The organism is Staphylococcus sp. CoH_129_LAB_1 (assembly GCF_058191515.1).
The window spans coordinates 127344-152160 of sequence record NZ_JBXWKZ010000002.1; the positions used below are offsets into that span (position 1 = coordinate 127344).

Sequence of the window (24817 nt, forward strand, 5' to 3'; positions counted from 1 at the left end):
ATAATTTTAACACAACGCTTTTTTAACTACTACTAAAGTTATCCTATAGAAAGGTCGATTTAACGAATAGAATTATCATTTTTGAAACTTTTTTTCGTATTTTCTTATTAAGCTAAATTCAATTTTATATACATTTATGCATTTTAAATCATTCAATGTATATTATTAAAACAAAAAACTCTTTAAAGATTATTCTTTAGAAATCTTTAAAGAGAAGAACTCGAATTATTAATGGTCACGTGAATAAAATAAATTTACTATTTCTAGTAATGGTTCAACATCATAGTGTGGCTTTAATTGATTAATTGCATCTTCAGCAGCATCTTTATGATATTTTAGTTTTTCTTCAGCGCCAGATTTACCAAGTAGAGAAACATATGTACTTTTATGGTTTTCTATATCGCTTCCTATTTTTTTACCCAATTTTTTCTCGTCGCCATAAACATCTAATAAATCATCTTTTATTTGAAACATTAGGCCTAAGTGTTCACTGAAACTGTCTAATGTATTTAAAATTGACTCGCTTACATTGGCAATATCCGCAGCACTTAAAATAGAAAATTTTAAAAGTGCTCCAGTTTTCGCTTTATGAATTTGTTCGAGAGTATGTAATTCAATTGGAGTATTTTCACTATCCATATCTAAGGTTTGACCACCAACCATGCCGAGATTACCACTATCATGTGCTAATCTTGAAATAACTTTTACTTTTGTTTTAGCATCTAAGTTTTTATCATTTGCAATTAATTCAAATGCTTTTGTTAGTAAGGCATCTCCAGCTAAAATTGCTTTCCATTCACCATACACTTTATGATTTGTTAATTTTCCTCTTCTATAATCATCATTATCCATTGCAGGTAAATCATCATGTATAAGTGAATAGGTATGAATCATTTCTAATGCAAGTGCGGTTTGTAATCCTTTTTTATAGTTTTCATTTAACACTTCTAAAGTGAGTAACACAAGTACTGGACGAATTCTTTTTCCACCAGCATCAAGTGAATATTGCATACTTTCTTCTAGTTTAGTATTTAAAGAAGATGCTTTGATTATACCATTTAGATTACTATTTATAATTTCAATCAATTCATTCATTGATTTCTTCAACATCGTCTTCATCCTTTGTTTCTTCTTTGATTAATTGATTTACTTTATTTTCAGCATCTTTTAAAGTTTTATCACAAGCAGATGATAATTTCATACCACGTTGATATAAATCAAGAGATTCTTCTAATGAGACGGTCTCATTATCTAACTTTTGAACTATACTTTCTAATTCTTTCATCATTTCTTCAAAACTTTGTTGTTCTTTACTCATCTTCACACCTTACTTTCTTAACTATAGCATCTACATTACCGTCTTTCATTGATAATGTGATTTCATCTTGTTCATTTAAATCGTGTGTGCTTGTAATGACTTTATCGTCCTTATTAACGATTGAATATCCTCTTAACATTGTATTAGTTGGACTAAGTTGATTAAGTTGCTCAATTTTATTTTTAAAATTGGCTTTATTATGATTAATTAAGTTATATGTTAAATTTATTAATCTATTTTCATTATTAAGACTCATTTTTTGATATTGCACAATTGAATCTTTTAATCTTTTTAAATTAAAATGCTGACGTAACACAGTGATGTGATTTCTTTTTTTCTCAATATTTAAAGTTAAAAGTTGCTTAAGTTTTTTCTCTAAATCATCTCTTCGTTGAATTTGTTGATCATACAACAACGTAGGTTGCTTAAATTTATAATATGATGACAAATAATCTAATTGTTTATGTTGTTTTTCTACTAGTTGTTTAATACTTTTAGTTAGAGAAAATTGATACTGATGAATTTGTTGAATGAGTTCATATTGATCAGGTGTAGCGATAACAGCAGCTTGAGTAGGAGTTGCTGCCCTTACATCTGCTACAAAATCACTAAGAGTAAAATCAGTTTCATGTCCTACGGCTGAAATAACTGGTGTATGACATTCATATATAGCTCGAACAACTTCTTCTTCATTGAAATTCCATAAATCTTCAATAGATCCGCCACCACGACCTACAATAATAGTATCTACTCCTAAAGTGTCAGCGTACTTAATTTTTTCGATAATATCACTTTTAGCATTGATACCTTGAACTAATGTACTAATTGATATTTTTTCTACTAAAGGATATCTACTATCTATTGTAGTATGAACATCTCTGATTGCTGCTCCAGTATCAGCTGTAAGAATAGCAATTTTTTTAGGGAATCTAGGGATTGCTTTTTTATGTTCTTGATTAAAAAGACCTTGCTTATTTAATTTTTCTTTTAATTGCTCTAACTTTTGGTATAAGTTTCCAATACCGTCAATTTCCATTTTATTAACATAAATTTGATAATTTCCTCTACGTTCATATACCGAGACTCGGGCTTCTAATAAAACTTCGTCTCCTTCTTTAGGATCAAATGTTAATTTAGAAGCATTTCCCTTAAACATCATAGCATTTATTACACTATTTTTATCTTTCACATTAAAATAAAGATGACCACTAGAATGTTTTTTAAAGTTTGATAGTTCGCCTTTTAAGAGAATGGATTGCAAATGAGGATCTTGATCAAATTTATATTTAATATATTTAGTTAAAGTCGAGACGCTTAAATATTCTGACATAATTCATCACTCAAATATGTTTATTTTATATTACTTAAGACACCATTTATAAATTTATAATGACCTTCATCACTGAATTGTTTTGTTAGCTCTACTGCTTCATTAATTATTACTTTAGGAGGCGTATCGCTATGAAGTAACTCAAATGTAGCCATTCTTAAAATAATACGATCAGATTTTAATAATCGTTGTATAGACCAATCTTTTAATTTTGGTTCAATTGTTTGATCTAAAACTTGTTCATGATCTTTCACTCCTGTAACAAGCCAATGAATAAACTCAAAATCTAAATCTGGATAATCATCTTTTATAAAATTTATAGCTTCATTGATTGTTAAATCTGTATCTTTCATTTCTAATTGAAACAATGTCTGAAATGCTTGTTTTCTTGATTCTTTACGACTCATAAGAAACTCCTTTGTATTATGGTAACTTTGATTTATTCAGCTGTGATTTGCATAATATGAATATTAATTTCTTTAGGTTCAATAGCAGTCATTGTTTTAATGGAATTAAAAATAGAAGCCTGAATTTTACTTGCAACTTTAGATATATTAATTCCATGTTTAATAGAGCAATACACATCAATATGAATACCATCATTTTTAGTTTCAATTTTTAAGTTTTTATTTAAATTTTTACGACTAATTTTTTCAATGTTACTATTTTTTAGTTCAGAAAAATGTCCAGTCACACCATCAACTTCAGAAACAGCAATACTTGCTATTACAGAAATGACTTCTGGTGCAATTTCTACTTTACCTAAATTAGCATGTGAATAATCTGCTACGTTTACCATTTTTATCCTCCTATTCACTCTCAGCCATAATATTATACTTTTCTAAAAAGTTAGTATTATAATCGCCTGATTTAAAAATATCATTATTCATTAATTTAAGATGGAATGGAATTGTTGTATCTATTCCTAAAATTAAATATTCACTTAGTGCTCGAATTCCAGTCATTATTGCTTCATCTCTGGTAGGTTCATGTACAATCAATTTTGCTACCATAGAGTCATAATAAGGAGGAATTGTATAGTTTGTATAACATGCTGATTCAATTCTTACTCCGTAGCCTCCGGGTGCAAGGTATTGCGTAATTTTACCTGGTGAAGGCATAAAGTTTTTAAAAGGATTCTCAGCATTAATTCTATATTCAATGGCATGGCCATTTATAATAATATCATCTTGCGTATAGGAAAGTGGTTTTCCCATAGCAACTTTTAATTGTAATTTCACTAAGTCTACACCTGTTACCATTTCAGTAACTGGATGTTCTACTTGGATTCGTGTATTCATTTCCATAAAATAGAATTTATTTTCGTTTAAATCATATATAAATTCTATGGTACCAGCATTTTCATAATTAACTGCTTTAGCTGCTCGAATAGCGGCATTACCCATCTCTTTACGCTTTTCATCTGAAAGTATTGGTGAAGGTGACTCTTCTACTAATTTTTGCATACGCCTTTGAATTGTACAGTCACGCTCACCTAAATGAATCACATTGCCGAATTGATCACCAATTATTTGTATTTCAATATGACGGAAATTTTCAATGAATTTTTCTAAGTATAATCCGCCGTTACCGAAAGCAGTTTCAGCTTCTTGTTGTGTCATACGGTAACCATTTTCTAAATCTTTCTCATTTCGTGCAACACGAATACCTTTACCTCCACCACCAGCTGTGGCTTTAATAATAACAGGATACCCTATTTTTTTAGCTACATTTTTGGCATCTTCAATCGATTCAATTAGTCCATCGCTTCCTGGCACTACAGGCACGTTTGCCGCTATCATTTCAGCTTTAGCTACATCTTTAATACCCATTTTTTTAATAGATTGATGACTAGGTCCAATAAATTTCAATTGACAAGCTTCACAAAGTTCAGCAAAATCACCATTTTCAGCTAAAAAGCCATAACCTGGATGAATAGCATCACATCCTGTTGAAGTCGCTATAGATAAGATGTTAGGAATATTTAAATATGAATCTTTAGACTGAGTTGGACCGACACAATATGCTTCATCAGCAATTTGAGTATGTAATGCATCTTTATCTCCCTCAGAATAAATAGCAACAGTTTGTATACCTAAATCATGGCAAGCTCTAATGATTCTGACTGCAATCTCACCACGATTTGCGATTAATACTTTTTTCATTATTTCACCTTAAATAACGGCTGGCCATACTCTACCATTTGTCCGTCTTCAACTAAAATTTCAACGATTTCTCCTGAAACTTCTGCTTGTATTTCATTAAATAACTTCATAGCTTCTAATATGCATACAGTTGAATTAGTGGTAACTTTATCCCCAACTTGTACATAAGCTTCCTCTTCAGGTGATGGTGATTTATAAAAAGTCCCTACCATTGGGGCATTAATTGTTTCGTAATTTGAAGCTTCATTTTCTTGATTTGATTCACTTGTTTGAGACATTTCATTTGTCATTGGTGTTGGTACAGATGGCTGAGATGCCATAACTGTTGGTTGTTGTGAATATTGTGGCGTAACAATTTCAATTTCTTTTTGTTTTTTTAAATTAACTACGCTACCTTTATTATCTTCTATATTAATTTCAGTTAAACTTGATTCATCAAGAATTTGAATTAATTCTTTAATTTCTTTAAAGTTCATAGTTTAATGACTCCTCGACTTAGTTTTCATCTACCCATCTATTTTACTTGAGTATGAAAGTCAATTCAAGCGGTTCATTTAACTGGTATTAAACTTATGATATGAAAAGTATAAAAGTATTAGACGTATAGTGAGTTTATTTCTGTCATCTTTAATCATAGGGAATTTTTATTCAAATTATTTGTTAATAATGATATAAAAATCGTAGTTTTCATAGTCGTGTGTCAGTTATCTATATAAAAACAGGTTAATGCATAATTATTGATGCATTAACCTGTTTTTATTTTTAATGAGCAAATTATGCTCTTGAAATGTAGCTACCATCGCTTGTATTAATAACTAATACATCGCCTTCATTAACGAATAAAGGTACATTTAAAGTATAACCAGTTTCAACTGTAGCAGATTTTGTAGCACCTGTAGCAGTATCGCCTTTAATACCTGGCTCTGTTTCAGTAACTTCAAGTTCAACAGTTTTTGGTAATTCGACACCAATTGTTTCACCTTCGTATGACTGAATTTGAACTTCCATATTCGCTTTTAAATATTTTAATTCATCTTTTAAGTAATCACCAGATAATTCTATTTGATCAAATGTTTCATTATCCATGAAGACGTGATTATCTCCATCAGCATATAAATATTGCATACGGCGATTTTCAATCATCGCTTGTTCTACTTTTTCACCAGCTCTGAAAGTTTTTTCTTGAATAGCTCCTGTTCTTAAATTACGTAATTTAGAACGAACAAAAGCAGAACCTTTACCTGGCTTTACATGTTGGAAATCAATTACTTTCCAAATTCCATTATCTACTGAAATAGTTAAACCTGTTTTAAAATCATTAACCGAAATCATTCAGTTTCCTCCTCAATTATACGCTTACTATAAAATAATAAGGTCTTTTGTGCATTTAGTAAAGACTTCACAACCATTTTCAGTAATTAAAATGTCATCTTCTATACGCACTCCTCCAAGACCATCTACATAAATACCTGGTTCAATAGTAACACAATTATTAACTTGAACTGTATCACTAGTATTTTTAGATAATAATGGTCCTTCATGAATATCTAAACCAATACCGTGTCCTAAAGAATGACCAAATTCATTTCCGTAACCATGAGCTTCGATATAATTTCTAGATAATGCATCAGCTTCTTTAGTTGTCATACCTGGCTTGATTTCTTCAATTGCCTTTATTTGAGATTGAAGTACGATATTATAGATTTTTTTTAATTTTTCATCAGGTTCACCAATAGCAAATGTTCTAGTAATATCTGAACAATATCCTTTGTAATATGCACCAAAGTCAAGAGTAATCATGTCACCTTTTTCGATTACTTTATCACTAGCAACTCCGTGAGGCAGAGCACCTCTATAACCTGAAGCGACAATTGTATCAAATGATGGACCATCCGCACCTAATTCTAACATTTTACTTTCAAGTAATGCTTTTAATTCTCTTTCAGTCATTCCAACTTTTGCAACGCTTAAAATGTAGTTATAAGTATCATCAACAATCTTAGCCGCATGTTTTATTTTTTCTATTTCCTCAATTGATTTTATTTCTCTAATTTTTTCAATTGCATTGCCTATACTTATAAAATTAGTATTGATTTGTTGTAATTCTTGATATGTATCATAGCTAACTAAATGACCTTCAAAACCTACTATTTTATACTGTTCATTTTTTATAATTTCTTTTAACTCATCAATAATCCCACTACGTCTATTAACAATTTCAAAGTGAGTGGCTTGATTTGTTGCTTGTTCAATATAACGGAAATCTGTAATTAACTTGTTTTCGTTATTAGAAATAATTAAAGCTCCACTTGTTCCAGTAAAATCAGAAATATAACGTCTATTATAGTCAGATAATATAATAAGAGCATCAAGATTTTTATTTTCTAATAACTGACGAATTTTGGCTAATTTATCCATTTTTCCCACTCCTTGTATAACGTTTGTACATTTTCATTATATACATTAAAATAATAACATACTTAAAATATTAAAGATATTTTGATTTAGGGAGATTTACATGAAAAGATTATTAACGATTTTAGGAGCTTCTTTGTTTTTGGTTGGCTGTGGCTCTCAAAATTTAGGACCTTTAGAAGACAAAACAACCAGTTTAAGAGATGAAAATCATAATTTAAAATTAAAAATTCAACAACTAAATCAAGATATAAGTAATCAAAAATCTCAATTAGAAGCATTAAATAAAGATAAAAAGAATGTATCTAAAACTGTTGATAATAATAATGAAGCTGATTTTTTACAAGCTTCTTCCAACTATTATCAAGATATTGCTAAGATTATCGGTAAATTTAATCAACTTGATTTAAATAAAACTAAAAAAGATGATAAAAATCAAAATCTTGAAAAGCTAAATTCATTATCAAATGATATAGATGATGCATATAGTAAATATAAAAGTACTACAGATAAAGAGAATTTATCAAATGGTAGTGATAATGAAGATAAAAATATTAAACAAATAAATAAAAATCTTCAATCTGCTTTTAAAGATATTAAAAACGGTTATGAATCTAATGATAATAAGAAATTAAATCAAGGTAAATTGAAATTATCACAAATTAATGTTTCTAGTAGTTCATAAAATAGGAGTCTTTTAGTTGAAAAATATTATATTTTATTTTGTTTTAATTATAGCAGCCATAGGATTACTGCTAAATCTAAATATTTTTTTAATGTCTTTTATGAAATTCATTTTCTCACTTATAATGATTGCTCTTATTATTTACTTAATCTATTATTTCTTTTTCCTTACAGAGGATCAGAGAAAATATCGAAGAGCTGTGCGAAAATATAAAAAAAGACAACGAAAATAAAAGTAAGGAGACTTATGAGTATTAGTGCTCTTAGGTCTCCTTACCTTTATATCTATTTTTTATATAACCATTCTTCAGAACGGTATTTTTCTTCAAGTTCTTTTACTTCAGCTAATTGATTTTCAGTTAGAGAGAGTGACTTAAATTCAATATTTAATCCTTTTTTAAAACCTTCTTCAAACGCTTTTTCCATTTCTTCAATAGATATGTGTCTATCGGATATATCATTTATTGCTACAGCTTTATCAACGAAAGCTTTTTTCATTTTCTCTTTTAAACGATCATTCTTAAAAATAAACATATCAAATAATTCGTCTACATCTACATCTTGTAGTAGTGAACCATGTTGAAGAATAACGCCTTTTTGTCGTGTTTGTGCACTACCTGCAATTTTACGTCCTTCAACTACCAGTTCATACCAACTTGGAGCATCAAAGCAAACCGCACTTCTTGGTTGTTTTAATTTTTCTCTCTCTTCTTTAGAACGTGGAATAGCAAAATAAGCATCAAATCCCAATAATTTAAAACCTTCTAGAAGCCCTTCTGAAATAACTCGATAAGCTTCAGTAATTGTAGAAGGCATATTTGGATGAGATTCAGGTACGATAACACTATAAGTTAATTCTTTGTCATGTAAAACGCCTCTTCCACCAGTTTGACGTCGAACTAAACCAAATCCTTTTTCCTTTACTTTATCAATATCAATTTCTCTTCTTAATCTTTGAAAGTAACCTACAGATAAGGTTGCGGGATTCCAAGTATAAAATCTAACTACAGGATCAATTTCTCCTCTTGAAACAAAATTTAATAAAGCTTCATCCATCGCCATATTATAATAAGGATCATGGCTTCCAGTGTTGATAAAATTCCATATTTCAGTCATACAAAAACTCCAATCACAACTTTATTTATATAAGTTAAACGTTAATATTACTTTAAAATGTTCTATTAATATGAAACAATAAAAAATTTTGATAAATTCAGCTAACACCTTTATAATTAATAATATCGGTTAATTAGGGAGGATGCAATATGAATGTATCTTTGATTATAGCATTAATAATTATAGTTTTAATAATTCTTTATATGGTTGGGAATTTCTTTCTTAATCGACGAGCTGTAACTGAACTAGATCAAAATGAATTTCACAAAGGCTTGAGAAAAGCTCAAGTAATTGATGTACGTGAAAAAGTTGACTATGAATACGGTCATATAAATGGTGCTCGCAATATACCTATATCTATGTTTAGACAAAGATTTCAAGGTCTACGTAAAGATCAACCCATATATCTTTGTGATGCAAATGGTATTGCTAGTTATCGTGCTGCTCGTATTTTGAAGAAAAATGGATATAAAGATTTATATATGCTAAAAGGCGGCTATAAAAAATGGACTGGTAAAATTAAAACTAAAAAATAATTACCAGAAATAAAACTCTCAAGAAATTTCTTGAGAGTTTTATTATTTATTAAATTAAAGTTTTTCTTGATGTAAATCTTCAAATTTAAGAATAGGTTTACGTGCTGCAGTTGTTTCATCCAATCTATCAATAATAGTTGTATGGGGTGCTTCTAACACTTTATCAGGATCATTTTCAACTTCGTCTGCGATTTGAAGCATTGCATCAATGAAGTAGTCTAAAGTTTCTTTAGATTCAGTTTCAGTTGGTTCAATCATCATACCTTCTTCCACATTTAGCGGGAAGTAAATTGTTGGTGGATGTACCCCAAAGTCTAGTAATCGTTTTGCCATGTCTAGAGTACGAACACCATGTTCTTTTTGTTTAGATCCACTTAAGACGAATTCATGTTTACAATATTGTTCATACGGAATTTCATAACGATCTTTTAATCTTGCTTTAATATAGTTAGCATTTAAAACAGCTGCTTCTGATACTTCTTTTAATCCTTTTGCACCCATAGTTCTAATATACGTATACGCTCTTAAATAAATACCAAAATTACCATAAAAAGGTTTTACTCGACCGATTGAATTTTCAATAGCATTATCATATTTAAATGTATCACCGTCTTTAACTACCATTGGTTTTGGTAAATAACTTGCTAATTCTTTTTTTACGCCAACTGGCCCTGAACCAGGACCACCTCCACCATGCGGACCTGTAAACGTTTTATGCAAGTTTAAGTGTACAGCATCAAATCCCATATCCCCCGGACGAACTTTATCCATAATAGCATTTAAGTTTGCTCCATCATAATAGAGTAAGCCACCTGCTTCATGAACAATTTCACGAATGTCCATGATGTTTTTCTCAAAGATACCTAAAGTATTTGGGTTTGTTAACATAATGGCAGCGGTATTTTCATTAACTACACGTTTTAAGTCTTCGATATCAACTTCACCGCGTTCATTAGATTTAACTGTAACTGATTTAAATCCAGCAAATGAAGCAGATGCAGGGTTCGTACCGTGTGCAGAGTCTGGAACTATAACTTCATCACGATGCCCTTCACCGTTTTTTATATGATATGCTTTAAAAATCATTAAAGCTGTCCACTCGCCATGAGCACCTGCTGCTGGTTGTAAAGTTACTTCGTCCATGCCTGTAATTTCTTTTAGTTCTTCTTGTAAACTATAAATTATTTCTAATGAACCTTGAACTTGTTCTTCTTCTTGAAGTGGATGAGATTCAGCAAAACCAGGAATGCGAGCAACCTTTTCGTTAATTTTTGGATTATATTTCATCGTACAAGACCCTAATGGATAAAATCCTGAATCTACACCAAAATTTTTATTAGAAAGTTCTGTATAATGGCGTACTAAATCTAATTCGGCCACTTCAGGAAACTCTGCTTTTTCTTTTCGAATAAATTTATCATCTAAAATATTTTCGATAGAATCTGTTTTAATATCGCTTTGTGGTAAAGAATATGCATATCTATCTTCTCTAGATCTTTCGAAAATTAATGGACTAGATTTACTTACTACCATTTAGCTCACCAGCTTTCTCAACAAATGTATCAATCTCTTCTTTAGTTCTTAATTCAGTAACAGCAACTAACATATGATTTTCAAAATCTGATGAAGCTTCACCCAAATCAAATCCACCAATGAAACCATATTCTGCTAATTTTTTATTTATATCTTTGATAGGTTGATCAAATCTAACAACAAACTCATTAAATGATGTACCATCTATTACTTCAAAACCGTTGTTTTTAAATTGATTTTTAGCATAATTAGCATGTTCTAAGTTTTGAACTGCAATATCATAGATACCTTGTTTACCAAGGGCTGACATAGCAATTGATGATGCTAACGCATTCAATGCTTGGTTTGAACATATATTCGAAGTGGCTTTATCACGTCGAATATGTTGTTCACGAGCTTGTAAAGTAAGAACAAAGCCTCTATTACCTTCATCATCTTGAGTCTGTCCTACTAATCTACCAGGAACTTTACGCATTAACTTTTTAGTAGTGGCAAAGTAACCACAATGAGGGCCACCAAACTGAGTAGGAATACCAAATGGTTGTGTATCACCAACAACAATATCTGCTCCAAATTGGCCTGGAGGTGTTAAAACCCCTAATGCTAATGGGTTACTATAAACAATAAATAATGCTTTTTTATTTTCGATATAAGAATGAATTTTTTCTAAATCTTCAATGGATCCATAGAAATTAGGATATTGTACAGCAACTGCTGCAGTATCATCATCAATTGCTTGTTCTAATTTTTCCAAGTCAGTAATCGTTCCATTTAAGTCAACTTCAACAATTTCAAATTCTTTTCTTACTTTAATATAAGTTTTTAGTACTTGTAGAGCCTGATAATGTAGACCTTTAGATACTACAATTTTGTTCTTTTTAGTATGATTAAACGCTAATATACAAGCTTCAGCAAAACTAGTTATGCCATCATACATAGATGAATTTGCGACATCCATTTGAGTAAGTTCGCAAATTAGTGTTTGAAATTCAAAAATTGCTTGTAGTTCACCTTGAGAAATTTCAGGTTGATAAGGTGTATAAGCAGTATAAAATTCAGAACGAGAAATCATAGCGTCTACTATTGAAGGTGTATAATGATCATATACTCCTGCACCTAAAAAGCTTGCATGTGTTTCTTTAGTAATATTTTTATTAGCAATGGTATTCAATCTTCTTAAAAGTGAAGTTTCAGCTTCTCCACTCTCAATATTTAAGTCTCTATTAAGTAGAATATCTTCTGGAATATCTCCAAAGAGTTCGCTAATTGAATTGGCTCCAATTTTTTCTAACATTTCTTTTTTATCTTTATCAGTTAATGGTATATAACGATGACTCACATTGCACACTCCTTAGTTATTTTTCGATTTGATTTTTCTTAACAATTTTAGCTTTTAATTGTCTTTTACGAACTTGAACAAGTAATTCTTTACCTAACTCAAATTCATCACGCTCAATCATAGCCAAAGCAATTGATTTTCCTGAAGAAGGTGATTGAGTTCCCGAAGTAACTTCACCTATTTCTTTTCCATTAAGATTCATTACTGTATAACCATTTCTTGCAATGCCTTTATCTAGAAGTTCTAAACCGACTGTTCGACGTTTTGATCCATTTTCTTTTTGATCTTTTAGAACAGATTTACCAATAAATTCATCTTCAATCAAAGGTTTAGCAGCAAAAGCTATTCCACCTTCATAAGGAGTGATTGATTCAGTGAGATCTTGTCCATGAAGAGGTAAACCGGCTTCTAATCTAAGCGTATCTCTTGCACCTAAACCACAAGGTACAACTCCTTTATCAATAAAGCCATTCCAAATATCAACTGTATCATTTGAGTTACAATAAATTTCAAAGCCATCTTCACCTGTATATCCAGATTGAGATAAGATAACATTTTTTCCAAATATAGTTACATTTTGTTTGAATTCAAATGGTTTCATTTCACTTACATCAACATCAACAAGTTCACTTACTAAAGTTCTAGCTTTAGGACCTTGAATTGCTAATTGACCGTATTGATTAGACACATTAGTTACATCCACATTAAATTTAGATTGATGTTTTTGAATCCATTCGAAATCCTTATCAGTATTTGCCGCATTAACTATTAATAAGTATTTGTTATCAGCAATTTTATATGTTACTAAATCATCAATAATACCCCCTTCATCATTACATAAAGCTGTATATTGAGCTTTAGTTTCAGATAAATTATTAGTATCATTAGAAAGTAAATATTGGACAAATTTACTAGCATCATCACCTTCAATTAAAATTTCTCCCATATGACTTACATCGAACATCCCCACTTCATATCTAACTGCGTTATGTTCTTCTTTAATACTAGTAAATTGAACAGGCATAGCCCATCCACCGAATTCCACTATTTTAGCATTACTATTTACATATGTTTCATATAATGGTGTCTTTTTTAATTCGCTTGTCATTTAAAAACCCCCTATTTTTTATAAAAAAAGCAGAGTAGCAAAAGCTACCCTGTCTAAATAACAAATCCAGGACTGCGTAACAGTACTATCCTTTTGCCTGAGAGTTTCGTAATTTACTTGCACCTTCGGCGATAACATGACTTAAATTCAAAACATCGATAGAATCAGTTCAAGTTATTCTCTCTAATACTGATCACTCGCATGGTATATGATTTAAAATTGTTTCATATACATATTCAATTGATTTACTACTATCTACTTTTTTGAATGCGATTTCATTATATCTTGAAACCCTTGATAAATACAAGCTATTTAGTTGTTTTTTACTTTTGTTTTTCGCGTTTGGTCTATGTGGGTCATTAGCAATTCTGTAGTAGATGATATCTATATCACAATCTAACCAAATAACTGTTTTATTTTTTAAAAGTGAGATAGAATCATCATTTTCTATAATTCCTCCACCAGTCGATATAATGTCGTATTTATCAATACAATCTTTTAAATATTTATACTCTAACTTACGAAATCCTTTTTCATCAATTTCATTAAAAATATCTGGTATTGTTTTAAATTCTTTAGTTTCTATATATGTATCTAAGTCGATATATGAATAATGTAATTTTGAAGACAAATATTTGGCAATGGTACTTTTACCGGTACCCATAAATCCTACTAATATAAGTGGTAAATAAGAATGAGTCATATTAATCGCCTCTCTTAAGTTTATCACTTATTATACTATCATAATACATTTGAATATTATGTATTGTCTTTAATTTTATACTATATTGATTAAAAAAAGTAGATATAATTATCAAATAAATACTTAGAATAAATAATGTATAGCTACTTATATATCCTTTCATTTTATAAAAATAAATTTTTTTCATAGTAGTTGTTTTTATCACCTATTTTTAGTTTTAATTTTATGAAGTTAGAAGATAAAGGTAGAAATTCTGCATTGATGACATTATTTAATAATATGATATTGCCATTTCCATTAATTTTGTATAATAATTTGTTATTTCTAAATTCTATGTAATCTTTAGATGACTGATTATTTATGATAATTGTGTTTTTATCCTTAATTTTAATATCATGAGAACTTTTTAAAAAAATTTGAGTTATATTTGTTTGAAAAAATGCATATTCAGTTTGATAACTATTGTAAGTCTCGTATAAAAAAGAATGAGTCAATTTTATTAATTGAGGAAAAAAAGTTAACATCATCATTGTTAAAAGTAATGAAACTAACATTTCTATTAAAGTGAATGATTTTAATTTAATATTTAACACAAGATTCGATTTTAGTTTCTTTATGAAGTCCACATATTTTATTGGAATAAAGTTTAATATGATAATCACCCAAGTTTATACCTTTTGAAATAGTTTTTTTATCATAATGATTAATACTACTCATTATCATTTGTTTGATTTCAATAATTTGATATTCTTTTTTTAAAGTATGATTTAAATTGATTAATATTGGGATTAAAGTGAAAACTATAATGGTGAAAATATACAAGCTAAATAAACTATCAATGAGTAAAACTGCTTTAAATTTTAAGATATCTTATTCTTCCTTTTTCAATATTAATGATCAACTTATATTGATGTTGATTAATTTTTAGTATTAATGAACCGAACTGATTTATTCTACCTTCTTTATTAAAAGTAATTTTTTCTAAATGTTTAATTTCAATTATTTTTCCATCTTCAATATTATAGTTATATTGCTTACCTTGTGCTTCTATTACTTTTATAATTGAGGAATGTTTTGAAATTAACAATGTAATAGATTTATTTTCTCGCATAGCTTTAGATTTAAAATACTCTAATTGATTAATAAAGTGTGTCGCTTTTATATCATCTAACAATGAAATATCGTTAAATAAATTTACTTTTAGCGTTACATTAAGTAAGATAATTAAAATCAAAATGATTAACAAACTCTCGATAAAAGTAAATGATTTAATATTCTTACTCTGCAACTGCTTCCCCATTTTTAATACTGATAGTTTCTCCAGTCTTACAAGAAGTCTGCCCTTGTTTTATAAAACCTTCTGTTATTAAGTCCTCAATAGAATTAGGAGCTCTATTATGCTTTAAAGTATAAGCTTCAATTTGGCTATTAACCATTTTCACTTGTGCTTCACACCCTGTAGATTGAATATGTGCCATTTGTTTGGCTATATTTGGGATAATTAGAATAAGTAAAACACTAATTATTAGCAGTACAAGTAACATTTCAATTAAAGTAAAAGCCTTTAATTTATTTTTTAATTTCATCATAAAAAACCTCCATTTTACTTAATGTTTTGCATAAGTTGAAACATCGGTAACATGATAACTAAATACAAACTAACTATAAAAATCCCTAAGAAAATAAATACAATAGGCTGGATAATTTTTGATTGTTTTAATGCTTTATTTTGGAGCCTTTGAATTAATATTTGGCAATACATTTTCAACTCAATATCTAATTTATTATTTTTTTCACCTTGCTTAATAAACTGTGTTAAATCATATTGATAACATGGTATTTTAATTAAAATATCGGATAAATTAATACCTCTACTTAGTTCTTTTTGAATAACGATACCAATGTAGTTTAAGAATGGATTGTTTTGTTGGTGAATGTACATATCTACAACTTGTTGTATACTAATACCATTTTTATAAAACATGGCTAAATCATTAGCAATTTGATACGTTTTAATAGTTGAATAATAGAAATGTACAATTGGTATATAAGAGATGAACATAAGTTTTCTTGACATATCGATTTTATTAACAAAGATAATTACAATGATAGATAAAATTAGTAAAACAAAGAGAATTAGAAGAAAAAATTGAGGCAAATGACTAATTAAATATGTGATAATAGTCTGTGATAAATTGAGTTCTACATCCATTGTTGAATATAGGTGTTCAAATTGAGGTAAAACTGTATAGTTTAATATACTTAACATGGTTATAAATATTGAAATTAAAATAATAGGATATTGAATAGCTTTTAATATTCGTTGTTTAGCTTGAAGATTTGTTTTTAAATAATTAATTACTTCCTCAAGTGAATCATTTATATTTCCATATTTCTGAGAAAATTGAATTTGAGTGACAACAGATTTAGGGTAGCCTATTAATTCTAATATTTGATTACATTCTCCTCCTGTTTTTATTATATTAATTATCTTGTTGGCTATATCTTTATTTTTATAATTAAAATATAAATTTATAAAGTTAAAACACTCTAGTAATGTAAATCCGCTTTTAAGTAAGTTATTCAAATTACTTAAAAGTATAATTTGTTGATTTTCACTAAGAGATTTAGAATGATTGTTAAATATATTTTTTAACCATATCTTCACATATAAGTCCTTCTTTCGATAACGACATCAATTTTTCTTTTAAATTATTAAATGTTTTAGGAAGTGTATGGTTATGTTCAAAAAAATATTGAATTTGACTATTCGAAATAGACTCACAAACGAGCTTTCTTTGATTTGAAATAGTTGTAACCAATCTTTGATTTGAAATTACATTTATCGCTTGTGAGATTTCTTGAACACTAATTCCCATCTCTAACAATCTAAGTATGGCACCTCTACAATTACTAGAATGCATAGTAGTTAGCACTAAATGGCCACTTAAACTTGCTTGAATGACACACTTTGCTACTTTAGCATCCCTAATTTCACCAATTAAAATAACATCTGGATCACATCTTAATATCGCTTTAAATGAATTGACATAATCTATACCGGCTTTATGATTTACTGATACTTGTGTTATGCCTTTTAACAATTGTTCAACAGGATTTTCTATTGTAATCACATTTAAATTTAATTCTTGAAAAGCATAAAGTACTAATTGATACATCAAAGTACTTTTACCTGAACCTGTTGGACCAGTTAGTAAAATGAGACCCTGCTTTTTATTCATTAGAGGTTTAAAGTCATTAAAATCTTTATATTCTCTTTTAGAATTAAAATATTGTGGGATAAGTCTGATAACACAACTTTCAATTCCTAATGATAGGGGTAAAGTAGAAATTCTTAAATAAAATATCGATTTAGCATGATATGTATATCTACCACTTTGAGCTTTTTGGTGTGTTGATACATCTAAATTCGCTTTAAACTTCATATAAATCAATAATTTTTCATAAATATCAATATTAAATATTTCATAAGTCTCTAACCTGTCGTTCACTCTATCCTCTGAAGGAATAAAGTGTACGTCACTTGCATTTTTTGAAATTGCTTTATTAATTATCTCTTGAAATAATAATTTCAAAAAAACACCTCCTACATATATAAACGTAAGAGGTGTTAAAATTACTTTTTTTATTGTCCATCTAAATATGGATTGAGTTGCTCATCATCTACTGTAGTGTATTGGCCGTGACCAGGGAATAAAGGTAAATCTCCGTCTAATTCAAATAATTTATCTTTTATTGAGTCTACTAATGTTTCATAGTCTCCTCTATATAAGTCGGTTCTGCCAATACCGTTATTAAATAATGTATCTCCTACTACTGCAAATTCGTCAAACACATAAGTTAAACTTCCAGGTGAATGACCTGGTGTATGAAGAACATTGAATTGAAATTCATCGATTGTAAAATCTCCTTCATTTAAAGCACTAGGTTGAGCTTTACTAGTAGTTAATGGCATACCATATTGCTTAAATTTTGAAGAACCATTTTTTTCAGGATCTGTTAAGAAAGAAAATTCTTCTTTATGCATATAAACTGGTACATCATACTTCGATAATACATCGTCTAAGGCACCAATATGATCAAAATGTGCATGTGTAAGTAATATTGCTTTTAAGGATTTATTGATTTGATTTAATTTTTTAAAGATTTTATCAGATTCTCCAGCAGGGTCAACTAATAATACACTCTCATCGCTTTCTATAAAATATGCATTTGTATCAACTAAACCTAAAGATAAATTAGAAATTCTCATATTACTCACCCTGTTTATCTAAATGTTTTTGAACAGATTTTAACTTATCATTCATTTTGCGAGATTTATCTCTTCTATCATCAATACGTAAATTTGTACAAACTCTATCTAAGCCTTTATCAAATGGTAATTCATGAATTGCTTGAACCACTTCAAATAAATCTTTAAGATCGCCTTCGATAAGTGTGTTCATAGGTGTTAATTGATAGTCAATTTTTCCTTGTTTTTTAAATTCTTCTAATTTCATTTGAATTTCAGCAATATATTTACTTACACTAGGGCCTTCAGTTCCGACTGGTATAACAACTACGTCAACGATAGCCATTATTTAACACCATCCTTTTCAATGATATATGTTTTAATTAGTCCTGCAGCACCTGTAATGCCAGCATCATTTCCAAGTTTTGCTTGAACAATTTCAGTATCTCTTTGAGCAGGACTGAATGTTAAATTATGATATTCTGTTTTAATATTTTCAATTAATATTAAACCTGCTGTAGACATTCCTCCACCTAGCACAATATATTTAGGGTTGCTTGTGGCACTGATTATACTACATAAATAAGCGATATGATTTGCGACCTTCTCAGTTATAAATATACAGAATTGATCTCCTGCTTTTGCCGCATCAAATACAGCCTTAGCAGTTACTTTATTCTCTTTTATAAGTGATAAAATAGATGATTTAAATGTAAGTTTAGGATAATAAAAGTTGACCAAATTAACAACACCAGTAGCTGAAGCAACAGTTTCAATGCATCCTGATTTACCACAATTACAATTAAAGCGTTGATCAAAATCAGTTCTAATATGCCCTATTTCAGCGCCTGAGCCATTATGACCATGTACAATTTCACCATTTGAAATGATGCCTCCACCAAGACCAGTGCCGAGTGTAATTGCAACTACATCATCTGAACCTTGACCAGCACCTTTGTGCTTTTCACCTAGTGCAGCTACATTTGCATCATTATCAACATATATAGGACAATCAATAAATTCGCTAAAAATCTTTCTAACATTTACATTTCCAGGCCAATGTAAATTAACAGCCCCATGTACAATTCCAGTTTCAAAATCAACAGGACCTGGTACCCCTATTCCAACTCCAATAACATTTTGTAAATCAAAATGATAAGCTTCAGTTGTTTCTTTAAAAGAATCAAAAACTTGTCTTAATAATGTACGACCCGTATGGTCTGAAGTATCTGTTTCAATCGACCATTTATGTAATCGTTCTAATTTCGTATCAAAGATGCCTAGTTTACATGTTGTTCCACCTATATCAGCTGCTAAAATAATATTTTTCATTTATGCTCATTCCTTCTTTGATTAATTATTAAAATACATTTTAGATATTCTTCGTTTGATAAAAGATCATAATTGTAAAGAGAACGTATTTCTTGTTTCATCATTTCATACATATCTTCTTTATCTTTAAAATATATAATAAAACCATAACGTTTCAAAAGTTGCAAGACATCATAAAAATTATTAATTTTTGGAATCATTACTATCTTTCAATTCTTTTTCTAAATTTTTATAATTTTGGTTACTGTTATCAATTTTTAATGCCTTTTTTATATATTTTAAAGCTTTATCATTATCATTTAATGCTCTATTAGCTATCGATAATTCATAGTTTAATAATGCAGAGTTAGGATGATTTCTTAGACCTCTTTCCCAATCGGTCATTGCTTCTGCTTTGGAACTTTTGGTAGCAGTTATTAACCCTTTTAAGTAATATGTTTCATCATCATCGTATCCTTTATTGATTGTATGTTCAACAATTGATGAAGCATCATCATAATTATAAGAAATTATTTCGTCTTTAATAAGCTTATCGTAAATATTTTCTTCTTTAATTGAAAATATTCTGATTTGTAACAAAACAAAAAGAACTAATAATAAAATTAAAAATATCCAAAACAAATTACGATTTTCATTAAAATAATATCCAATTAAAGTGATGAGGATACCACCTATGAAGCCCCCTAAATGAGCTATTAAATTAATATTTGACATAAATAGTGAGACAAAGATTAGTATTAATACAATAACTAATAGTTGTATTACCATTTTCTTATTAAAAGTCTTACTTAAGAACATGATCGTTAAAATAGCTCCTATAAGTCCAAAAATAGCTCCACTTGCACCAACAGATATTGTGCTTATATTAAAGGATAATGAAGCAAAGTTTCCAAATAAGCCAGAAATTAGATAGATACCTAGCATTTTATATGGACCAACGATTGCCTCTACAATTTTACCAAAAATGAATAAAGATAGCATATTCATTAAAATGTGTTCAAAATTAAAATGTAAAAACATTGAGGTAATAAGACGGTACCACTCACCGTGTACTACATTGAAATGCACTAATCCCCCAACATCTAGTAGCTTAATATCTGAAAAATGATTTAGATAAATTTTCATAAATAACCATACTAAGATGTTTATAGCTATAAGAATGTAAGTCATTGGTGAAAAGATCATCATATACTTATCGACAGGATTTGTATTGAGTACTCGTTTTTTATAATCTAATGATGATTTTTTATCTTTTTTGTTAACACGCTTTTTTATAATGAAATTAGGCATTGTGTTCTCTAAGTCTTTTTCAGTAGTGATGCTATGATAAATTAACTTAATAGGGTGCATTTCATCGAAGTTATCAATATTCATCGATGCATCTAAAAAGTAGAAGAATTCGACTTTTTTAATTTTAAATCCCATTTTTTTTTGTAAATATTCTTTATGATCTGTTATTTTAGATTTATCGAAGCGTATCTCTTGAGTTGAATTTACTTCTTTTCTAAATACAATAAGTTCTTCTTTTTTCTTATTGGATAACCAAATTTCATTTGTATTTTTATCTGTGTGTTCTAATTTGTAGTTAAAATATTTAATCCAATAATAAATTGATTTCCAGTATAGTTTATCAATATTCATTAATTCCTCCCAAATTTAGTATTACATATAATTAAATTATCTAAAGGTTGATCATGTTTTTCAACATCGAAATCTGATATTTGGAAGTCATATATAAGACTAATCGTGTTAATATCGTGTTGACTTAGAAATTTATCATAATAACCTCCTCCGTATCCTATACGGAAGCCATTTGTTTGAAAAGCTACTCCAGGTACAATCAGTAAATCCATGTCATTGCTAATAGATGTATCTTCATTAACATAATTAATGCCTTTATCATCAGTAGCTATTGATGATAAGTCTAATAGTTGTTTGAAATTCATATTATGGTTTTTATAATCGGTATCAGGCACAAAAATCTGTTTCCCGTTGTCTAAAGCATAATTAATGATATTGTATGTATCAATCTCGTGAGGCATAGACAGAAATATACCGATACGACGTGCTTTTTTGAAATTTTCGTTTTTGATTAATTTTTCCATTAACCAAATATCAGCTTTAAGTTTTTTTTCTTTATCAAAACCTTTCATTTTTGATAAAATATTTTTTCTAATTTGTTTTTTACTCATTGTTTCTCCCATTCCTTTGTATATATTATAACGTTATTATAAAGTGATGTCATTTGTGATAATTTAAATTACTTTAAGTAAAATAGTTATATTAATTAATATAAAATAAATATAGCTATTAATATATACTTAGTATAATCAATGGATGAGTGAGATTCTAAAGTAAAAAAGAGCCTGGGACATAGTTAAATGTCTCAGGCTCTTTTTAATATGTTGGTAGTCGATGACAGTATTCAAAATGAATTCTGTCCTACTCCCATTTTTCAATTTTAATATTATTTAGTTTCACGATGTAGAGTTTGTTTATTATCACGTGAACAATATTTTTTCATTTCGATACGTTCTGGATTGTTTCTTTTGTTTTTAGTAGTAATGTAGTTTCTGTCACCACATTCAGTACAAGCTAATGTTACATTTACGCGCATGATTATACCTCCTTACCTTTTCTAAATACGACTTTATTATCATACCACTTAGATGATTAATTGAAAAGTATTAATTTTTTACTATAGTTAAATAGAAAAGTAAAGCATCAACTATTATTAAAATTATTTTTCATTTTTAAAGTAGTAATTAATGATATCTCTTCCTAAGTCTCCCCCATTTAACCAAGGAGGTGGAACAGGTTGATTGGTATACACGATAGAAAAAGCTAATTTAGGATTTTTAATAGGAGCATAACCTATATATGTTGAGTTAACTCTAGGTTGTCCATTTTGATATACTTCAGCAGTACCAGTTTTACCAGCTGATGGAACAACTGTTTTATGGAAGCTCGCATAGCCTGTACCATCTTTTTCATTGAAGGCCATTTTAAATCCTTGTTTTACTTCATCTATTTCATCTTGAGAATTATTCACTTTATTTAGTATATTACCTTTAATTTTCTCTTTTATCGGTCCAACTTGATCACTATTTGTTGCTTCATGTACAGCTAAACCAATATGTGGTTGCACTCTATAACCATTATTTGCAATTGTAGATATATATTGTGAAAGTTGAATTGGTGTATAAGTATCATATTGACCTATCGATAAATCTAAATAATTACCAGGATTATTTGTTAAAGGTTCAATTTGTCCAATGGTTTCATTAGGTAAATCAATACCTGTTTTAACACCTAACCCTACTTGATTTAGGCCTTTTCTTAATTTTTGACCGGCTTCTTCAATATTATTTGGTAAACTCATACCACTTGAATATGGATCACCTGCTAGTTTTAAAGCAGTTTTAAACATATATACGTTTGAGGAATGCATTAATGCCTCTTTATCATTAATTAGAACTTTACCATTTTGGTTAAAGTAAGAACGTTTAGTTAATCCGCCTCTAAAGTGTAAAGGCTCATCAATCATTTCTTCGCCAACTTTGATGGTATGATTTTGATAACCGGTTAATAAAGTTCCTCCTTTAACAGAAGAACCGACTGCAAATTGACCAGTAAAGTTACCTAAATCATAGTCTATCATCTTACCGTTTTTATCAATTTGTCTTCCAGCCATTGCAAGAATATCACCATTTTTAGGATTTTGAACAACTACTAGACCATTATCCATATTAGTTGCTCCTTGACTACGAAGTGTTTTTATTTCGTTTTCTAATAGAGACTCAACTTTTTTCTGTAAATCAATATCGATTGTTAGTTGTAAATCATTTCCGCGTGACCCCGGATTAATAACTTTAGAACTAATAACTTTACCAGATTTATCAGTAGTGTATTTCAATTGTTTCTTTTTACCACGTAGTATATCTTCATATTGATACTCTAGATATGCTTTTCCAACCCTGTCATTTCTAGAATATCCTTTTGCTAAGTATTGTTCAGTTAATTCTTTAGGAATCCCCTCAGAGGGTGTAGATATACTGCCAAATATACTTCTTAAGGTTTCCCCATATGGATATTTTCGATCCCAATCCATTGACGTGTTGATGCCAGGTAAATTATCTAATTGTTGAGAAACAGCAGCGTATTCTTTTTCACTAACATCTTCATTTTTAATCATTTGTGGATCAAGTGTAGCACCAGCCGACATTTCTCTATATATAGCTAATACTTGTAAGTCGTGCTTAGATAAACTATTTAATTGAGTATCAGTAATTTTATGATGTAATTGTTTATCATATTGTTCTTGACTTATGCTGCCATCATTCAGCATGGATATTTCTTTTTTCATTAATTTTTTAACTTCTTTTGGATGATTTTGTATCCAAAAATCTTGTTTATCTCGCTTTGTAATTTTATCAGTATTCATTGTAATGAGTTTTGATAACTTTTTTGCAGTATTTAACATAACTTGTTGACTTGTTTTTCTTGAACGAGTATATGTAATTGCTAATTTGGAAGCATTATCGACTAAAACTTTCCCGTTTCTGTCTAGTATTCTTCCTCTTGGCACAGATTCATTGACAGTAATATTCTCATCATTTTTCACTAATTGACTATAATGTGTACCTTGTGCAATTTGTAAATAACCTAATCTTAGGACAATTAATACGAAAATCAATACAATTGCGCCAAATATAAAACTAATTCGCTTATTCATTGTATGTTTTATTTTTTCATCATTTGATTTTTCTTTTAATCTTTTAAGCAAGACAACCTACCTCAATTATTAATCATGTATACTTATAAATGATATATGAAATTGTATAATTTTGCTATATTTTTCATAAAAAAAGTGATCTCTAAGGAAGGCACTGAACCCTTAAAATGGGAACTTAATAAAAACACTATGTTCTAGGCTGCTAATTCTCTGTATTTTACAGGGGATAAGTAGCCTAGTTTTTGTTGAAT

30 protein-coding genes and 1 riboswitch are annotated in these 24817 nt (G+C 29.0%); of the genes, 3 read left to right on the forward strand and 27 right to left on the reverse strand.

The genetic code is table 11. From position 1 onward, the window contains the following. Positions 1–228: 228 nt before the first annotated feature. From AC2FB1_RS01445 to AC2FB1_RS01485, 9 genes are all read right to left on the reverse strand, one after another. Positions 229–1110 carry a polyprenyl synthetase family protein gene (locus AC2FB1_RS01445; RefSeq protein WP_490673497.1) on the reverse strand — a complete coding sequence of 294 codons (882 nt, stop codon included), beginning with the start codon at positions 1108–1110 and terminating at the stop codon, positions 229–231. Continuing rightward, entirely contained in the window at positions 1088–1318 is a 231-nt protein-coding gene (locus tag AC2FB1_RS01450; protein WP_017176254.1) for an exodeoxyribonuclease VII small subunit, read from the reverse strand. The genes AC2FB1_RS01445 and AC2FB1_RS01450 overlap by 23 nt, the downstream gene beginning before the upstream one ends. After that, complete coding sequence (gene xseA, locus AC2FB1_RS01455; RefSeq protein WP_490673498.1) at positions 1311–2648, reverse strand: exodeoxyribonuclease VII large subunit; 1338 nt, start codon at positions 2646–2648, stop codon at positions 1311–1313. Before xseA ends, AC2FB1_RS01450 begins: the two co-directional genes overlap by 8 nt. 20 nt (positions 2649–2668) lie before the next feature. Then, positions 2669–3055: a transcription antitermination factor NusB gene (gene nusB / locus AC2FB1_RS01460; protein WP_490673499.1), complete on the reverse strand. Its 387-nt coding sequence runs from the start codon at positions 3053–3055 to the stop codon at positions 2669–2671. Between the two features lie 32 nt (positions 3056–3087). Next, positions 3088–3447 (reverse strand): Asp23/Gls24 family envelope stress response protein, encoded by a 360-nt coding sequence (locus tag AC2FB1_RS01465; RefSeq protein ID WP_490673500.1) that lies wholly within the window; start codon positions 3445–3447, stop codon positions 3088–3090. 10 nt (positions 3448–3457) lie between these two features. Next, positions 3458–4813: an acetyl-CoA carboxylase biotin carboxylase subunit gene (gene accC, locus AC2FB1_RS01470; protein ID WP_490673501.1), complete on the reverse strand. Its 1356-nt coding sequence runs from the start codon at positions 4811–4813 to the stop codon at positions 3458–3460. Then, positions 4813–5289 (reverse strand): acetyl-CoA carboxylase biotin carboxyl carrier protein, encoded by a 477-nt coding sequence (accB, locus tag AC2FB1_RS01475; protein ID WP_490673502.1) that lies wholly within the window; start codon positions 5287–5289, stop codon positions 4813–4815. Before accB ends, accC begins: the two co-directional genes overlap by 1 nt. Before the next feature lie 298 nt (positions 5290–5587). Further along, positions 5588–6145 (reverse strand): elongation factor P, encoded by a 558-nt coding sequence (gene efp / locus AC2FB1_RS01480; RefSeq protein ID WP_490673503.1) that lies wholly within the window; start codon positions 6143–6145, stop codon positions 5588–5590. Between the two features lie 27 nt (positions 6146–6172). Then, entirely contained in the window at positions 6173–7231 is a 1059-nt protein-coding gene (locus AC2FB1_RS01485; RefSeq protein WP_490673504.1) for a M24 family metallopeptidase, read from the reverse strand. 100 nt (positions 7232–7331) lie between these two features. On the opposite strand from AC2FB1_RS01485, the gene AC2FB1_RS01490 reads away from it, so the two are divergent. Both AC2FB1_RS01490 and AC2FB1_RS01495 read left to right on the forward strand, forming a co-directional pair. Beyond that, positions 7332–7913 (forward strand): putative periplasmic lipoprotein, encoded by a 582-nt coding sequence (locus AC2FB1_RS01490; RefSeq protein ID WP_490673505.1) that lies wholly within the window; start codon positions 7332–7334, stop codon positions 7911–7913. 16 nt (positions 7914–7929) lie between these two features. Then, positions 7930–8145: an SA1362 family protein gene (locus AC2FB1_RS01495; RefSeq protein ID WP_490673506.1), complete on the forward strand. Its 216-nt coding sequence runs from the start codon at positions 7930–7932 to the stop codon at positions 8143–8145. A 52-nt stretch (positions 8146–8197) separates the two neighbouring features. Here the strand turns inward: AC2FB1_RS01495 and AC2FB1_RS01500 are convergent, their stop codons facing one another. After that, positions 8198–9028, reverse strand: coding sequence for a lipoate--protein ligase family protein (locus AC2FB1_RS01500; protein ID WP_490673507.1), 831 nt, complete (start codon positions 9026–9028; stop codon positions 8198–8200). A gap of 149 nt (positions 9029–9177) precedes the next feature. Here AC2FB1_RS01500 and AC2FB1_RS01505 point away from each other — a divergent pair, with 149 nt between their 5' ends. Beyond that, complete coding sequence (locus tag AC2FB1_RS01505) at positions 9178–9564, forward strand: rhodanese-like domain-containing protein (protein WP_490673508.1); 387 nt, start codon at positions 9178–9180, stop codon at positions 9562–9564. Positions 9565–9618: 54 nt separating this feature from the next. Here the strand turns inward: AC2FB1_RS01505 and gcvPB are convergent, their stop codons facing one another. The 17 genes from gcvPB to AC2FB1_RS01590 all read right to left on the reverse strand — a co-directional run bounded on the left by gcvPB (position 9619) and on the right by AC2FB1_RS01590 (position 24617). Beyond that, entirely contained in the window at positions 9619–11097 is a 1479-nt protein-coding gene (gcvPB, locus tag AC2FB1_RS01510) for an aminomethyl-transferring glycine dehydrogenase subunit GcvPB (protein WP_490673509.1), read from the reverse strand. Further along, the gene (gene gcvPA, locus AC2FB1_RS01515; protein ID WP_490673510.1) at positions 11084–12436 is read right to left on the reverse strand and encodes an aminomethyl-transferring glycine dehydrogenase subunit GcvPA; all 1353 of its coding nucleotides are present in this window, start codon (positions 12434–12436) and stop codon (positions 11084–11086) included. Before gcvPA ends, gcvPB begins: the two co-directional genes overlap by 14 nt. Positions 12437–12452: 16 nt before the next feature. Continuing rightward, a complete protein-coding gene (gcvT, locus tag AC2FB1_RS01520) occupies positions 12453–13544 on the reverse strand; it encodes a glycine cleavage system aminomethyltransferase GcvT (protein WP_490673511.1) in 1092 nt (363 codons plus the stop codon). A gap of 75 nt (positions 13545–13619) precedes the next feature. Next, a riboswitch (glycine riboswitch) is annotated at positions 13620–13741 on the reverse strand. Next, on the reverse strand, positions 13738–14247 hold the full coding sequence (locus tag AC2FB1_RS01525) for a shikimate kinase (RefSeq protein ID WP_490673512.1): 510 nt from the start codon (positions 14245–14247) through the stop codon (positions 13738–13740). It overlaps the preceding riboswitch by 4 nt. A gap of 164 nt (positions 14248–14411) precedes the next feature. Next, positions 14412–14840 carry a competence type IV pilus minor pilin ComGF gene (locus AC2FB1_RS01530; protein WP_490673513.1) on the reverse strand — a complete coding sequence of 143 codons (429 nt, stop codon included), beginning with the start codon at positions 14838–14840 and terminating at the stop codon, positions 14412–14414. Positions 14841–15100: 260 nt separating this feature from the next. Then, complete coding sequence (comGD, locus tag AC2FB1_RS01535; RefSeq protein WP_490673514.1) at positions 15101–15547, reverse strand: competence type IV pilus minor pilin ComGD; 447 nt, start codon at positions 15545–15547, stop codon at positions 15101–15103. Further along, complete coding sequence (gene comGC / locus AC2FB1_RS01540; RefSeq protein WP_490673515.1) at positions 15525–15836, reverse strand: competence type IV pilus major pilin ComGC; 312 nt, start codon at positions 15834–15836, stop codon at positions 15525–15527. The genes comGD and comGC overlap by 23 nt, the downstream gene beginning before the upstream one ends. 14 nt (positions 15837–15850) lie before the next feature. After that, entirely contained in the window at positions 15851–16915 is a 1065-nt protein-coding gene (gene comGB / locus AC2FB1_RS01545) for a competence type IV pilus assembly protein ComGB (RefSeq protein WP_490673516.1), read from the reverse strand. Then, the gene (locus AC2FB1_RS01550; RefSeq protein ID WP_490673517.1) at positions 16887–17843 is read right to left on the reverse strand and encodes an ATPase, T2SS/T4P/T4SS family; all 957 of its coding nucleotides are present in this window, start codon (positions 17841–17843) and stop codon (positions 16887–16889) included. Before AC2FB1_RS01550 ends, comGB begins: the two co-directional genes overlap by 29 nt. A gap of 50 nt (positions 17844–17893) precedes the next feature. Continuing rightward, on the reverse strand, positions 17894–18520 hold the full coding sequence (locus tag AC2FB1_RS01555) for an MBL fold metallo-hydrolase (protein WP_490673518.1): 627 nt from the start codon (positions 18518–18520) through the stop codon (positions 17894–17896). 1 nt (position 18521) lies between these two features. Beyond that, on the reverse strand, positions 18522–18845 hold the full coding sequence (locus AC2FB1_RS01560; RefSeq protein WP_490673519.1) for an MTH1187 family thiamine-binding protein: 324 nt from the start codon (positions 18843–18845) through the stop codon (positions 18522–18524). Further along, a complete protein-coding gene (locus AC2FB1_RS01565; protein ID WP_490673520.1) occupies positions 18845–19831 on the reverse strand; it encodes an ROK family glucokinase in 987 nt (328 codons plus the stop codon). Before AC2FB1_RS01565 ends, AC2FB1_RS01560 begins: the two co-directional genes overlap by 1 nt. Next, positions 19828–20031: a YqgQ family protein gene (locus tag AC2FB1_RS01570; RefSeq protein WP_490673521.1), complete on the reverse strand. Its 204-nt coding sequence runs from the start codon at positions 20029–20031 to the stop codon at positions 19828–19830. Before AC2FB1_RS01570 ends, AC2FB1_RS01565 begins: the two co-directional genes overlap by 4 nt. Further along, the gene (locus AC2FB1_RS01575) at positions 20015–21472 is read right to left on the reverse strand and encodes a rhomboid family intramembrane serine protease (protein WP_490673522.1); all 1458 of its coding nucleotides are present in this window, start codon (positions 21470–21472) and stop codon (positions 20015–20017) included. Before AC2FB1_RS01575 ends, AC2FB1_RS01570 begins: the two co-directional genes overlap by 17 nt. Further along, on the reverse strand, positions 21472–22023 hold the full coding sequence (locus tag AC2FB1_RS01580; protein WP_490673523.1) for a 5-formyltetrahydrofolate cyclo-ligase: 552 nt from the start codon (positions 22021–22023) through the stop codon (positions 21472–21474). The genes AC2FB1_RS01575 and AC2FB1_RS01580 overlap by 1 nt, the downstream gene beginning before the upstream one ends. Before the next feature lie 275 nt (positions 22024–22298). Next, positions 22299–22448 (reverse strand): 50S ribosomal protein L33, encoded by a 150-nt coding sequence (gene rpmG / locus AC2FB1_RS01585; RefSeq protein WP_002449881.1) that lies wholly within the window; start codon positions 22446–22448, stop codon positions 22299–22301. Positions 22449–22571: 123 nt separating this feature from the next. Continuing rightward, positions 22572–24617: a peptidoglycan D,D-transpeptidase FtsI family protein gene (locus tag AC2FB1_RS01590; protein ID WP_490673524.1), complete on the reverse strand. Its 2046-nt coding sequence runs from the start codon at positions 24615–24617 to the stop codon at positions 22572–22574. Positions 24618–24817: the final 200 nt, after the last annotated feature.